12 protein-coding genes are annotated in these 14,395 nt (G+C 43.0%); 8 read left to right on the top strand and 4 right to left on the bottom strand.

Features of this window, described 5'->3' with window-relative positions:
• Positions 1 to 71: 71 nt before the first annotated feature.
• The 6 genes from CKW02_RS16570 to CKW02_RS16550 all read left to right on the top strand — a co-directional run bounded on the left by CKW02_RS16570 (position 72) and on the right by CKW02_RS16550 (position 7,916).
• The gene (locus CKW02_RS16570; protein ID WP_003213105.1) at positions 72 to 2,507 is read left to right on the top strand and encodes a heavy metal translocating P-type ATPase; all 2,436 of its coding nucleotides are present in this window, start codon (positions 72 to 74) and stop codon (positions 2,505 to 2,507) included.
• Positions 2,504 to 2,638 (top strand): hypothetical protein, encoded by a 135-nt coding sequence (locus CKW02_RS20635; RefSeq protein WP_003213264.1) that lies wholly within the window; start codon positions 2,504 to 2,506, stop codon positions 2,636 to 2,638. Before CKW02_RS16570 ends, CKW02_RS20635 begins: the two co-directional genes overlap by 4 nt.
• A 176-nt stretch (positions 2,639 to 2,814) precedes the next feature.
• On the top strand, positions 2,815 to 4,092 hold the full coding sequence (locus CKW02_RS16565; protein ID WP_003213370.1) for a cation:dicarboxylate symporter family transporter: 1,278 nt from the start codon (positions 2,815 to 2,817) through the stop codon (positions 4,090 to 4,092).
• Between the two features lie 16 nt (positions 4,093 to 4,108).
• Positions 4,109 to 5,554 carry an aspartate ammonia-lyase gene (gene aspA, locus CKW02_RS16560; RefSeq protein WP_003213704.1) on the top strand — a complete coding sequence of 482 codons (1,446 nt, stop codon included), beginning with the start codon at positions 4,109 to 4,111 and terminating at the stop codon, positions 5,552 to 5,554.
• A 116-nt stretch (positions 5,555 to 5,670) separates the two neighbouring features.
• Entirely contained in the window at positions 5,671 to 6,987 is a 1,317-nt protein-coding gene (locus CKW02_RS16555; protein ID WP_003213283.1) for a sensor histidine kinase, read from the top strand.
• Positions 6,984 to 7,916 (top strand): response regulator, encoded by a 933-nt coding sequence (locus tag CKW02_RS16550; RefSeq protein ID WP_003212842.1) that lies wholly within the window; start codon positions 6,984 to 6,986, stop codon positions 7,914 to 7,916. The genes CKW02_RS16555 and CKW02_RS16550 overlap by 4 nt, the downstream gene beginning before the upstream one ends.
• 16 nt (positions 7,917 to 7,932) lie before the next feature.
• Here CKW02_RS16550 and CKW02_RS16545 read toward each other — a convergent pair whose 3' ends face one another.
• Complete coding sequence (locus tag CKW02_RS16545; RefSeq protein ID WP_003212981.1) at positions 7,933 to 8,541, bottom strand: TetR/AcrR family transcriptional regulator; 609 nt, start codon at positions 8,539 to 8,541, stop codon at positions 7,933 to 7,935.
• Between the two features lie 89 nt (positions 8,542 to 8,630).
• Between CKW02_RS16545 and CKW02_RS16540 the strand changes: the two genes are divergently transcribed.
• Positions 8,631 to 9,179 (top strand): hypothetical protein, encoded by a 549-nt coding sequence (locus CKW02_RS16540; RefSeq protein WP_003213116.1) that lies wholly within the window; start codon positions 8,631 to 8,633, stop codon positions 9,177 to 9,179.
• 37 nt (positions 9,180 to 9,216) lie between these two features.
• Here CKW02_RS16540 and CKW02_RS16535 read toward each other — a convergent pair whose 3' ends face one another.
• Genes CKW02_RS16535 through CKW02_RS16525 form a run of 3 tightly spaced genes read right to left on the bottom strand, consistent with a single transcriptional unit; the run spans position 9,217 to position 11,784 of the window.
• Positions 9,217 to 10,155: a metal ABC transporter substrate-binding protein gene (locus CKW02_RS16535; protein ID WP_003212983.1), complete on the bottom strand. Its 939-nt coding sequence runs from the start codon at positions 10,153 to 10,155 to the stop codon at positions 9,217 to 9,219.
• A 13-nt stretch (positions 10,156 to 10,168) separates the two neighbouring features.
• On the bottom strand, positions 10,169 to 11,041 hold the full coding sequence (locus tag CKW02_RS16530) for a metal ABC transporter permease (RefSeq protein WP_003212785.1): 873 nt from the start codon (positions 11,039 to 11,041) through the stop codon (positions 10,169 to 10,171).
• The gene (locus CKW02_RS16525; protein ID WP_095117883.1) at positions 11,041 to 11,784 is read right to left on the bottom strand and encodes a metal ABC transporter ATP-binding protein; all 744 of its coding nucleotides are present in this window, start codon (positions 11,782 to 11,784) and stop codon (positions 11,041 to 11,043) included. The genes CKW02_RS16530 and CKW02_RS16525 overlap by 1 nt, the downstream gene beginning before the upstream one ends.
• A gap of 431 nt (positions 11,785 to 12,215) precedes the next feature.
• Here CKW02_RS16525 and CKW02_RS16520 point away from each other — a divergent pair, with 431 nt between their 5' ends.
• Positions 12,216 to 14,315, top strand: a complete 2,100-nt coding sequence (locus CKW02_RS16520; RefSeq protein ID WP_003213268.1) for a heavy metal translocating P-type ATPase — start codon at positions 12,216 to 12,218, stop codon at positions 14,313 to 14,315.
• Positions 14,316 to 14,395 lie beyond the last annotated feature (80 nt).

The following is a 14,395-nucleotide window of genomic DNA, read 5'->3' as shown; positions in this document are numbered from 1 at the left end:
CGTGCTGCATAACAGCACGTATTTTTTTCAAAATATAATACCCCCATGGTGTATATGGAGAGGTGAGGTTAATGAAGAAGGAAATCGACTTTCAAATTACGGGGATGACCTGTGCTGCCTGTGCAGGACGCATCGAAAAGGGATTGAACAGGCTGGAAGGTGTGGAGGATGCCAATGTGAATTTGGCGCTGGAAACATCTCATATTGTGTATGAAGCAGAACAACTCACACCAGAGGATCTCAAGCAAAAAATTCAATCTCTCGGCTACGATGTGGTGATGGAGCAAGCAGAATTTGATATAGAAGGAATGACGTGTGCAGCGTGTGCCAACCGAATCGAGAAAAAAATTAACCGGATGGATGGTGTCGATCACGGATCTGTGAACTTTGCGCTGGAGACCCTTCAGGTCACGTATCACCCAGACCAAACGTCTACAAGTGATATAAAGCAAGCGGTTCAGTCCATTGGGTATTCTTTAATTGAACCAGCTGCAGATGAAGCAGAGGAAGGAAAAAAAGATCATCGCCAAGCAGCAATAGAGAAGCAGACGGCACGCTTTCTATTCTCAATGATCCTGTCACTGCCACTTCTTTGGGCAATGGTCAGTCATTTTTCTTTCACGTCTTTTATTTGGCTGCCTGAAGCGTTCATGAATCCTTGGGTTCAGCTGGCGTTAGCAGCGCCCGTTCAGTTCATTGTCGGCTGGCCCTTCTATGTAGGTGCGTATAAAGCGTTACGTAATAAAAGTGCCAACATGGATGTTCTTGTCGCACTTGGGACATCAGCTGCGTTTTTCTATAGTTTATATGAAAGCATTCAGTCAGCGGTTCAAGGCACACATGAGGCAGCCCTCTATTATGAAACAAGTGCTGTACTCATTACGTTGATCGTGCTCGGAAAATTAATGGAAGCAAGAGCAAAAGGGAGATCATCAGAAGCGATTCAAAAGCTGATGGGCCTACAAGCGAAAGAAGCGGTCATCGAGCGAGATGGGAAAGAGATGACCGTCCCTATTTCCGAAGTGAAAGTGAATGATCTTGTGTTTGTCAAACCGGGAGAGAAAGTGCCGGTAGATGGAGAGATCGTGGAGGGAAGAACCGCAATTGATGAGTCCATGATTACGGGCGAAAGTCTGCCTGTTGATAAAACGGCTGGTGATGCGGTCATCGGGGCAACGATCAATAAAAATGGGTTTGTGAAAGTGAAAGCGACAAAGGTTGGAAAAGAGACCGCCCTTTCACAGATTATTAAAGTCGTAGAACAGGCACAGGGCTCAAAAGCACCGATTCAAAGGATGGCCGATCAAATATCAGGGATATTCGTTCCCATCGTTGTAGGAATTGCAGTGCTCACCTTCATGATCTGGTTTTTCTTTGTTGATCCAGGGAATGTGACGTCAGCACTTGAAACGTTTATCGCAGTCATCGTCATCGCATGTCCGTGTGCACTCGGTCTTGCTACACCAACCTCTATTATGGCGGGTAGCGGCCGTGCGGCTGAATCAGGCATTCTGTTTAAAGGCGGAGAGCATTTAGAAGTGACCCAATCTCTCGACACGGTGTTTTTAGATAAAACAGGGACTGTGACAAAAGGGGAGCCGAGTCTGACAGATGTAATAGCGTCTGCCAATTGGACAGAAAATACGCTCCTACAGTTAGCAGGATCAGCTGAACAACAGTCGGAACACCCGCTTGCCAGAGCGATCACAGATGGAATGAAGGAACAAGGTCTAGAAGCGGTCGAGATTGAAGCCTTCCAAGCTGACCCAGGTCATGGAATTGAAGCAAAGGCGGCAGGGCGCAAGCTTTTGATTGGAACGCGTAAGCTATTACAGAAACATCATATCCCATATGATCAAGTCGAAGCATCCGTCACAACGCTGGAGCAGCAAGGGAAAACGGCTATGCTTGTTGCCATTGATGGAGAAGTCGCCGGCATTGTCGCGGTCGCAGATACGATCAAATCATCCTCACCTCAAGCGATCAAGCGCCTGAAAAAGCAAGGAATTCACGTCGTGATGATGACAGGTGATAACAAGATGACAGCAGAGGCGATTGCGAAACAGGCGGGCATTGATCATGTCATTGCTGAAGTTCTGCCTGAGGAAAAGGCTGCTCACATTGCGGCGCTTCAGGAACAAGGAAAGAAAGTCGCCATGGTCGGAGATGGCATCAATGATGCACCGGCCCTTGCGACAGCAAATATTGGGATGGCAGTTGGAACAGGGACAGATGTCGCCATGGAAGCAGCAGATATCACACTCATGACAGGAGACCTCCATGCCATTGCTGATGCGCTTGAATTTAGTCAAAAAACGATGAGAAACATCAAGCAAAATCTATTTTGGGCGCTTGCTTATAATTGTATTGGGATACCGATAGCTGCTTTAGGACTTCTTGCGCCATGGCTTGCAGGAGCAGCAATGGCCTTTAGCTCCGTGTCGGTTGTATTGAATGCGCTCAGATTGCAGCGACTGAAACCAGTTAGAGAGGGAGTGGCACAATGAAGCTGAATGTCAAATGGATTTGGACGATTAGTGCATTGTTCTACGTTGCTCTGGTCCTTATTGGATATGCGATATACAATGGAGCTTATTTACAAAAAGATACACCAAGTGAACAAATGCAAAATCATTAGGACTTCGCCCAAAAGCGAAGTCTTTTTTTAACAATTTTGTGGAAAAACCCACCTTTTAAAAGATTTTTCATAAAAAATTCACTTCTTTTTGTTCCTTTTTGTCGTTTTTTGTAGGTTCATCGTTAAGATGCGATTAAGCAACAAAGAAAGCGTTATCAAAAAAAGGGGGTTCACGTATGAAAAAGTTAGGGTTAGCTTCACAAATACTCATTGCACTTGTTCTGGGTGTTATCGTGGGAGCGCTGTTTTATCAAAATGAAACCGTTATTAATGTGTTAACGCCGATTGGCGATATATTCATCCATTTAATTAAAATGATCGTTCTTCCAATTGTTATTGCTGCGTTGATTGTAGCAGTAGCTGGTGTAGGGGATATGAAAACCATAGGAAGACTCGGTGGGAAAACGATTCTTTACTTCGAAATTGTGACAACGATTGCATTAGCAGTAGGACTGCTTGCAGCAAACGTCTTCCATCCTGGTACAGGAATTGACATGAGCAACATGGAAAAAGGCGATATCTCTAAATATGAAGAAACATCGAAAGCTTCTTCCGAAAAAGCAAGTTTCTCTGAAACGATTGTGCATCTAGTGCCAACAAACGTTTTCCAATCCATTGCAGAAGGTGATCTATTACCAACGATCTTCTTTACCGTCTTATTCGGATTAGGAATTGCCGCAGTAGGAGACAAAGGGAAACCAGTGTTAGGATTCTTTGAGGGTATACTCGAAGCCATGTTCTGGGTGACCAATAAAGTGATGAAATTTGCACCATTTGGTGTATTCGCGCTCATCAGTGTGACGGTGATCAAATTCGGGGTCGGAGCGCTTCTCCCGCTAGGTAAGCTGGTACTTGTCGTTTACGGCACAATGGCATTCTTCGTGATTGTCGTACTTGGCATTATCGCAAAATTAGCTGGAACAAGCGTCTTTACACTATTTAGAGTGCTAAAAGAAGAAATCATTCTTGCATTCTCAACAGCAAGTTCAGAAGCTGTACTGCCTAGACTAATGGATAAAATGGAGAAGTTCGGCTGCCCGAAAGCGATCACGTCGTTCGTTATCCCAACAGGCTACACCTTTAACTTAGATGGAAGTGCCATCTATCAATCCATTGCCGCCATATTTGTTGCACAAATGTACGGCATGCCACTTTCCATCTATGAGCAAATTACGTTACTATTAATCTTGATGCTGACATCTAAAGGAATGGCTGGTGTACCAGGTGCATCAATCGTTGTTGTCATCACAACACTTGGTGCAATGGGACTGCCGCTTGAAGGACTTGCCTTCATCGTTGGGATCGACCGTATTCTTGACATGGTTCGTACAACTGTTAACGTATTTGGTAACTCACTTGCAGCCATTGTCATGTCTAAGTGGGAAAAAGTTTTTGATCAAGAGAAATCGAAGAAGTATATTGAGGAATTAAAACAACAAACAAAAGCAGCGTAAAAGGAGATCTTTTCAAATGACGAAGCTACAGGACAAGCAAGTTCGAATCGAACGAGACTTTCTAGGTGAAAAGGAAGTAGACACTCAAGCGTATTATGGAATTCAAACATTACGTGCAGTAGAGAACTTTCCAATTACTGGCTACCATGTTCATGAGGAACTCATCAAAGCATTAGGGATTGTCAAAAAGGCAGCCGCACTTGCAAATATGGATACACAGCGACTATATTCTGGTCTTGGAGAAAAAATTGTTCAAGCCGCAGATGAGGTTATTGAAGGAAAATGGAACAATCAATTTATTGTCGATCCAATTCAAGGCGGGGCTGGCACTTCAATGAATATGAATGCCAATGAAGTCATTGCAAACAGAGCGCTTGAACTACTAGGAAAGGAAAAAGGCGCTTATACTGAGCTAAGTCCAAACACGCATGTGAACATGTCGCAGTCAACAAACGACGTTTTCCCAACAGCGATTCATATTTCAACATTGAATATGATTGAAAAACTACTTTATACGATGGAAAACATGCATCAAGTCATGACAGAAAAAGCGCAAGAATTCGATCATGTCATCAAAATGGGACGTACGCATCTTCAGGACGCTGTTCCAATCAGACTTGGTCAAGAGTTTAGTGCTTATGCAAAGGTTCTTGGTCGTGATATTAAACGTATCAAGCAGTCTAAACAGCATTTATATGAAGTCAATATGGGTGCAACAGCAGTCGGAACTGGCTTGAATGCTGATCCTAAATATATTCGCCAAGTGGTTGGCTATCTATCTGACATTAGCGGATTACCGTTAGTTGGAGCTGAAGATTTAGTCGATGCCACGCAAAATACGGATGCTTATACAGAAGTATCAGCTGCACTGAAAGTATGTATGATGAATATGTCTAAAATGGCGAACGATATTCGCTTGATGGCATCAGGTCCAAGAGCAGGCTTTGGTGAGCTTCACTTGCCGCCAAGACAGCCAGGTTCATCTATCATGCCAGGGAAAGTCAACCCAGTGATGCCTGAGGTCATGAACCAAGTGGCATTCCAAGTTATCGGAAATGACCACACGATCTGTCTTGCATCAGAGGCTGGTCAGCTTGAGCTGAACGTGATGGAACCAGTTCTTGTGTTCAACTTGCTTCAATCTCTCAGCATCATGAAAAATGTATTTGAATCCTTCGTAGACAACTGCTTGCGTGACCTAAAAGCAGATGAATCTAGATTAAAAGAATATGTAGAAAAAAGTGCTGGTGTCATGACAGCGGTGAATCCGCATATTGGTTATGAAGCTGCTGCACGAATTGCCAGAGAAGCGATTCTTACAGGCGTATCTGTACGTGAGCTTTGTCTGCAAAATGATGTTTTATCAGAGGAAGAGCTTGATGTCATCTTGAATCCTTTTGAAATGACTAAACCAGGTATTGCTGGCGCATCACTTTTAGAAAAGGATCGTTTAGAAGATTAAGCGGCATCATGAGAAGCGCACACCGACAAAGTTCCGGTGTGCGCTTTTTCATGGATGTTTGTTTTTCTCAAGCCCACATAGTATACTATCGTCAATTATTAGGGATGTGACTGCGTTTGAATCTACTGAAAAAATGGCTAAATACAGAGCCTTATTTAATTGTGATGCTCATTGTACTGACACCGATTGGCGGAGAATTTAAATTTTATCCATTTGAGGACAGCTTTCGGGTCAGCTTTGGAACCGTTGTCTTTTTCTTTATCCTACTTCAAATGAAAAAATTCCCGGCATGGGCAAGCGGTATCATTGCAGGGGTTTCTGTTTTTGCGTTTCGCGTGCTTCTTGATACAGCCGTCACAGGTCATCTTCCGCTGGAAGAGGCGATTTCTTTAAGATTTCCTTCCCTGCTTTATTACGTCGTCTACGGCACGCTCTTTTATTTATTAAAGGTCAGACGTTTCCGCGATCAGCCTTGGCTGATTGGAGCGACAGGTATCATCATGGAGCTATGCGCGAGCGTTGTTGAAATGATTGCACTTCGTGGCACCATCGATGAAATTTTAACGATGCGGACGCTGTTTCAACTTTTCGTGTTGGCGATTTTCAGAAGCTTTTTCGTGTTGGCTTGTTATACAATGATTCGATTATATGAAGAGCAGGCGAGAGAGCGTCAGATGAAAAAGGAAAAGGAACATCTGCTCATGCTCCTGTCTAATCTTTACACGGAATCTACATACTTTCATAAAACACTTGCACATGCTGAGCACATTACAGCGACATCCTATCAATTGTATCAATCCCTGCATCACGCAAAGGATGCAGAGTCATTGGATTTGAAAAAGCTCGGAAAAACAGCCCTGCAAATCGCAGGAGAGGTGCATGAGATCAAAAAGGATAACCAGCGGATTTTTTCTGCATTATCAAAGCTGATTCATGAAGAAAATTTTCAGGCGTATGCAAGTCCTGCGCATATTGCTGGGCTCGTGATTCGTATTCATGAAAATTACGCAGAATCTCTTAAAAAAAACATTGTCTTTCATTATGATGAAGATGGGCAGCATCCCGTCTATCACGTGTATACCATTCTATCTTTGTTAAATAATATCGTTTCCAATGCTGTCGAAGCCATTCCGGTGGATGGAGAGGTGTCACTCTCTATTTCCCAGAAAGAGAGCCATGTGATCTTTCAAATTAGTGACAACGGGCCTGGCATTAAAGAGCGTAATCATCATGTGATTTTTAAACCCGGTTTTACTTTAAAATACGATCAGGCTGGGAATCCATCAAGTGGTATCGGTCTTTCCTATGTAAAGGATACAGCGGAGAAGCTTGGCGGAAGTGTTGAGATGAAGAGTATCCCAAATAAACAAACGACTTTCACGTTAACGATACCAATGGATCAAGTTAGTAGAAAAGAGGGGATTGGGAGATGAGATTTTTTATTGTGGATGATGATGAAGCCGTGCGTTCTTCACTCGCTCAGCTCATTGAAGATGAAGAGCTTGGCTTCGTCGCGGGAGAAGCAGAGGATGGCGCAGAGTTAACGGCAAGCTACTTAAATGATTTGCACATTGATATCTTATGTATTGATCTATTGATGCCGGAACGAGACGGACTTGAAACGATTCGAGCCATTAAGGATGAGTTTCATGGCAAATACTTAATGCTGTCACAGGTAGAAACAAAGGAATTAATCGGCCAGGCGTATACGCTTGGTGTCGAGTATTATGTGACAAAGCCAATCAATCGTGTAGAGGTCTTAAGTGTGCTCCACCTCATGATTGAGCGGCTTCATTTAGAGCATTCAATTGAAAATATTCAGCACTCACTCAAATCCGTCATGCAGTTTCAGCAGCGCGGTCAGACGAAAACGAAGCAGCGTGGGAAAAGTCTTGCAGAGGCAGGCCAGTTCTTGCTTGCAGAGCTTGGAATTGTGGGCGAAAAGGGATCTAAAGATTTATTAGATATGATCCTCTTCACAGATCAGTATTTAGCGCTACATACCGAACATCATGATTCATTTCCTTCTTTAAAGGTCATTTTCACGGGTGTCACCGAGGATAAATTAAATGAGCCTTACACATCGGCAGACATTGCAAGAGAAGCGAAAGCAGCGGAACAGCGGGTGAGGCGTGCGATCAATCAATCCTTGAAACACATCGCTTCACTTGGGTTAACTGATTTTTCTCATCCGACCTTTGAAAATTACGCTTCTAAATTCTTTGATTTCACCATCGTGCGAAAGAAAATGAGTGAATTAACAAAAGAGACGAGCGGTAGAGAAGAACATACCCGTATCAATGTGAAGAAATTTGTGCAGGTACTCTACTACGAAGCAAAACGTATTTTTATGGAAGATTAAAAAAAGACATGCTCCCTCATGAGGGAGACATGTCTTTTTTGGTGATGGATTGCAGGTGCATCTGCAGTACGGAGCGTATGAGCTGAGGCGGTAAGCGATGAGGCTGCAAGATTCCATTCAATGCAAGCCCATTGATGACCGCATAAAGCCGCTCAGTTTCGACTAAAAGATCGATATGATCAAGCAAGAGCCCATCCTCTTTTAATTTCATTAAACAATATTGGGTCATTTGGAAAAGCTCGTCATACATCTTTGCATTGAGCGGCTGTAAATCAGGTTCAGTCATCGACTTGACTGTAAAAGCCTGCCACACCTCCATTTCAAATCTTCGTTCTTCATCAAGTGGGAGAACCTGCTCCAATAACGCGAAGACATTTTCTTCCGTTGAACCGTTCAGCTGAAGTCCTGTCATCCGCTCTTTGACTCTTTCCTGAATCAATGTCATAGAGAAAAGAAATAGCTCCTGCTGTGTGGAGAAATAATGACGCATAGAGCCCGCTGAAATGCCAGCTTCTACCGCTACTTTTCGTACAGAAGCGTTTTCCAATCCATCCTGTTTAATCACTCTCATGGCAGCTTGAGCGACTTTTTGTTTTTGTTTATAGTGATCGACGATTTTTGGCATACATTGATTTTAGCACAGCTATTGTTTTTTTAACACAGTTGTGTTATTTTTTATTTAATACAATCGTATTAAAAAGGATGTGGTGAATATTGATCGGGTTATTGATTGTGGCATGTGAAATTGGCTTTTGGCTGTTTATTCTGGTGGGGTTAACACTTCGTTATGTGTTTAGACAGAAAAAGTGGGGCGCCTTCTTCCTCATTTGTACACCGATTTTGGATCTCATACTTCTTGCAGCGACGTATATGGATTTAAGAGAGGGGGCTGTGGCAAGTGTCATTCACGGGCTCGCAGCTGTTTATATTGGGGTGAGTCTCGCTTTTGGACATCAAATGGTGAAATGGGCAGATGTCCGGTTTGCTTATCGATTTGCAGGAGGCCCTAAGCCGAAGGGAAGACCAAAGTACGGGAAGGAACGGTCTGTATATGAAATAGTCGGCTGGACGCGGCATCTCGTCTCTTATGTCATCGGAGCCGGTCTACTATTTGGGTTATCTTATCTCATCCAAGCACCAGAACGAACGGAAGCACTGATGCAGCTAGCGAGAGTATGGGGAATGGTCTTAGCCATTGATTTCGTCATTAGCATCAGCTATGTGATCTGGCCGAAAAAACACCCGCAAAATATAGCCAGCTAATAAAAAAGACAGGCGAACTCACTCCGCCTGTCTTTTCTTATGATGAAAGCCCTTTGTAAATGGTGTCAATATTCCATTTCATCATCTTATAGTAACTGTCCCCATCTTCACCTTTCTTTCCAATGGAGTCAGTAAATACTTTTCCTTTAATCGGAACCCCAGTTTCTTCAGATAGGCTTTCAAGGCTGCGTGGATCGACACTTGTTTCAAGAAAGAGCGCAGGCACTTGATGATCTTTGACGAAATGAATGATGCGCTTCATTTGTCCAGGTGTTCCTTCATTCTCTGTGTTGATCTCCCAAATGTAGCCTGCCTTTAGTCTATAGGCATCTGCAAAATACTTGAAGGCTCCCTCACTTGTCACAAGACGCTTTTTGTCTTTTGGCAGCTGGTCGAACTTGTCTTTTGCTTCATCATGAAGCGCTTGAAGCTTTTTGATATAGTCTTCTGCATTTTTTTCGTAATCCTCTTGATGCTCAGGGTCCGCTTTAATAAGTGCATCTCTGGCATTTTTAGCATACAGAATCCCATTTTCGACATTTAGCCAAGCATGTGGGTCCTGCTGGCTTTCGAGGCCTTTTGAAGATAAATGTTTTACTTTGACGCCTTTACTCATTTCGGCTACAGGTGCATCATCCCCGTCCTTGCCACTCGATTCGAGCAGCTTTTGAAACCAGCCATTCCCTGTTTCAAGGTTTAAGCCATTATATAGAACAAGGTCTGCATCCGTTGTATGCTGAACATCCTTTGGCAGTGGGTCAAATTCATGTGGGTCTGTACCAATGGGAACAATGCTGTGAATAGAGACATGCTCTCCGCCTACTTCCTTCACAATGTCATAAAGAATGGAGTAGGTCGTGACGACTTTTAATGTGCCGTCATCTTTGCCGGAATTATTTTGTTTTGTAGAACAGCCTGTGATGACCATAAGGGCAATGAATACTGCGGTCAAACGGATTGCAAATACCTTCTTCATATATGTCCTCCTTTTACATAGACGCTTCCTTTTTTAGCTGCGTTCGTTTTCGTTTAGATCTTAATGATCTCCATAGAATTCCTTGCTTTGGTGAAAGGATAAAGGCACTCCCGAATAAAATGGTCGCAACTAGCACGATAGAAGCGCCAGACGACAAGTTATACGTAAAACTAAGCCCAAGACCGGCAACGGCAGAAACTGCCCCGAAAAATGCAGATAAATAAATCATAATCCATAGCCGGTCTGTTAAGAGATACGCAGTGGCTGCCGGCGTAATAAGCATGGCAACGACAAGAATAATCCCAACAGTTTGTAGTGAAGCAACGGTCACAAGGGTCAACAAGGTCATGAGAAAATAATGGATCATTCGATTCGGTAAACCGTAAACCGAAGAAATCACCGGATCAAATGAACTAATGAGCAATTCTTTGTAGAAAATGATGACGGCCAGCAGGATAAAAATGCCGATGCCAAGCGTAATCCACATATCAGATGATCGAACAGCTAGAACGTTTCCAAACAAGATATGATATAAATCACTGGAACTTTTCAAAAATGTGATCAAGATGATCCCGATTGAGAAAAAAGCGGTGAAGACAATGCCAATCGCAGAGTCATTTTTAATGCGGCTGTTTTGACTCACGTATCCGATCCCAATCGCTGTTAATACGCCAGTTAAGACGGCTCCGAAGAAAAAGTTAATTCCCAGCATATAAGAGATGGCGACACCTGGCAGCACAGCATGCGATATGGCGTCTCCCATCAAGGCCATGCCCCGTAAAATGATAAAGCAGCCAATGACCCCGCAAATAATGCCTACCATCACGGATGTAAATAACGCTTTTTGTAAAAATGCATATTCAAAGAGTCCGGTTAAAAATTCCATTACACGTCTCCCCCTGCTGATTTTAAGAATGGTAGCTGCGTTTCATATGCCTCCAGCATGACCTCTGGGCGAAGGATGTCGTGTACAGGTCCAGCTTTGATGAGTTTTTTATTTAACAGAACGAGATGGCTGAAGTAATCACCGGCTTTACTTAAATCATGATGGACCACCAAAATGGTTTTTCCTTCATCACGTAATTCCTTCAAAATGCGAACCATCGTTTCTTCACTTGCCATATCAATCCCAACAAATGGTTCATCCAAACAGAAGAGCTGTGCATTTTGCGCAAGTGCTCTTGCAAGGAAGACACGCTGCTGCTGACCGCCGGATAACTCACCAATTTGTCTTTTGGCAAAATCCTGCATGCCGACTTTTTCTAAACAGTGGTACGCATATGCCCGGTCTTCTTTTTTCGGACGTTTGATCAGGCCAAGCTTCGGATATGTTCCAAGTAGGACGGTATCCAGCACATGAATAGGAAACGTCCAGTCTAGATCATTTCTCTGAGGTACATAGGCGATCTGTTTTCTAACTTGTTTAAAAGGCTGTTCAAAAAAGCGAATATCCCCTTGATCTTTTTCAATTAAATCCAAGCATGCCTTGAGTAAAGTCGATTTACCGGCACCATTTGGACCTATGATTCCTGTCATCGTTCCTTCCTGTATGGAAAGAGAGATGTTCTCTAAAGCATCCTGCCCGTGATATGAGACATGAAGACGGTCGATTGTTAAAGCATTTGGCATCTCTTGCGGCCCCTTTCGATCATCATTGCACTTCCTAAAGATATATGCATACATTAAATAATTTTGACTAAAGGATGAAATGATTCTCTAACGCTAATTTGTTTCCTTGAGGAAACTTTTATTTCATTCTAAGCGTCTGTCCTTCTTTTGTAAAGAGAAAAAACTGCACTTATTCTGTCAGAGATCAAACGATCGTTTTTATGTTATGTGGTGAGCGGGGGACATGAGCTTGGTTTATTGAAAATCCGTGTGACAGAATGGGACACAAAAAACCAATTATTTCTTCATAAATGATTGACAGAAGATAAGAAATCCTCATATAATAAGGGTAATCCAATATATGAATATATGCTCATATATAAAGTTTTTAATTTTTAATAGGTTGAATCGATCCAGGGAACGTTACTTATCATATAGAAAAAGGTGAGAACATGAAAAAGATGAAGGATGAATACGTATTAAGCGGTCTTGATTGCGGCAACTGTGCACGGAAAATAGAAACAGGAGTCAGCAAAATGGATGGAGTGGAAGCTTGCTCTGTTAACTTTGCGACAGGCACCTTGACTGTGACGCATGCAGATAAGCAAGAAACGATGACAAAGCGTATTGAAAAAACTGTTCAGTCCATTGAACCTCATGTGAGTGTATCACCGAAAGAAGAAGGACATCATCACGATCATGATCATGGGACAAAAAATTTAAAAACGATTGTGCTGAAATTAATTGGCGGTGCAGTCATTGGAACAGCCGCTTTCTTTATACCTGAAGATGGTGTATTAAAGTTCCTTATGTTCTTCGCAGCATATTTACTAGTCGGCGGTGATGTGGTTTTTAAAGCGCTGAAAAATATCGTGCGAGGCCAAGTATTTGATGAGAACTTTTTAATGACCATTGCAACAGTTGGCGCTTTTGTGATTCAGCAATATCCAGAGGCACTGGCAGTGATGCTCTTTTACCAAATTGGAGAGCTCTTCCAAGGGGCGGCAGTGAACCGTTCAAGACGTTCAATTAGTGAATTAATGAATATACGTCCAGAATACGCGAATCTAAAAGTCGGAAATGAAACGAAAAAAGTGAATCCAGAAGAAGTAAAAGCCGGTGACCGTATTGTCGTGAAGCCTGGTGAAAAAATTCCGCTGGATGGGCTCGTTATTGAGGGCTTCTCGCTTGTTGATACATCCGCATTAACAGGGGAGTCGGTGCCGCGGGATGTAGAAGCGGGAAAAGAAGTTCTTGCAGGATTTGTGAATCAAAACGGTATACTTGAAATTGAAGTTCAAAAAGAGTTAAGCGAATCGGCTGTGACGAAAATTTTAGATTTGGTTGAGAATGCAAGCAGCCGAAAAGCACAGACAGAAAATTTCATTACAAAATTTGCGAAATATTATACACCGGCTGTCGTCGTACTCGCCTTATTGCTTGCCTTTGTGCCGCCGCTTCTTATTCCATCAGCACAATTGTCTGATTGGGTGTACCGGGCACTTGTCTTTCTCGTGATCTCTTGTCCTTGTGCTCTTGTTGTATCCATTCCATTAGGATTTTTCGGGGGGATTGGGGCAGCGTCTAAACGAGGCATCCTTGTCAAAGGCAGTAACTATTTAGAAGCATTGAATTCTGTGAAATATGCGGTATTTGATAAGACGGGCACGCTTACAAAAGGAAACTTTACAGTGACCAATATTGCCACAGTCAGTGACAAGTGGTCAGAAGAAGAGCTGCTTTCTTTTGCAGCACTAGCAGAAGCCCATTCCTCTCACCCTATTGCAGAATCGATTAAAGCGGCATATAGCTCACCGCTTGATGAAAGCCAGATCGAAGCATATGAGGATATCGCGGGACATGGAATTAAAGCGACCATCAGCGGATCTCACGTCTTAGCGGGAAATCACCGCCTGATGGAGCGAGAAGACATTGCGTATGAAAAAGAAAAAAGAAGCGGAACCGTTGTGTACATGGCAATTAACGGTGAGTTTGCCGGATCAATCTTGATCGCAGATGAATTAAAGGACGATGCAATCGAAGCCGTTTCTGCTCTAAAAGCGTCTGGTATTCAAACCGTCATGCTCACTGGTGATGCTAAGCAAGTCGGAACTGCGGTCGCTAAGCAAATTGGCATTGATGAAGTACATGCAGAATTATTACCGCAGGACAAAGTAACGAAATTAGAAGAAATTGATCAGAAAAAAGCGCCTCAAGAAAAGCTATTATTTGTTGGGGACGGCATTAATGATACACCGGTATTAGCAAGAGCGGACATAGGAATTGCAATGGGCGGGCTTGGTTCAGATGCAGCTGTCGAAGCGGCTGATATCGTCATCATGACGGACCAGCCATCAAAGGTAGCAGAAGCCATCGCTGTCGCAAAACGAACAAGAAGGATTGTCTGGCAGAATATCGCATTTGCCCTTGGTGTCAAAGGCGTTTTCCTATTACTCGGAGCATTCGGAATTGCGACGATGTGGGAAGCCGTCTTCTCGGATGTCGGTGTCACCGTACTCGCTGTTTTAAATGCGATGAGGGTCATGAAATAAAATTGTAAGGAAAATTTCATGAATACCATCTTTCATAATGGACCCCCTCTTGTTAAAATAGAAGAAGTTGGATAATGGCA

The sequence above is a fragment of the Bacillus pumilus genome, from assembly GCF_900186955.1.
In the GTDB taxonomy this organism is placed as follows: Bacteria; Bacillota; Bacilli; order Bacillales; family Bacillaceae; genus Bacillus; species Bacillus pumilus.
This window is presented reverse-complemented; position numbering and strand designations above follow the sequence as displayed.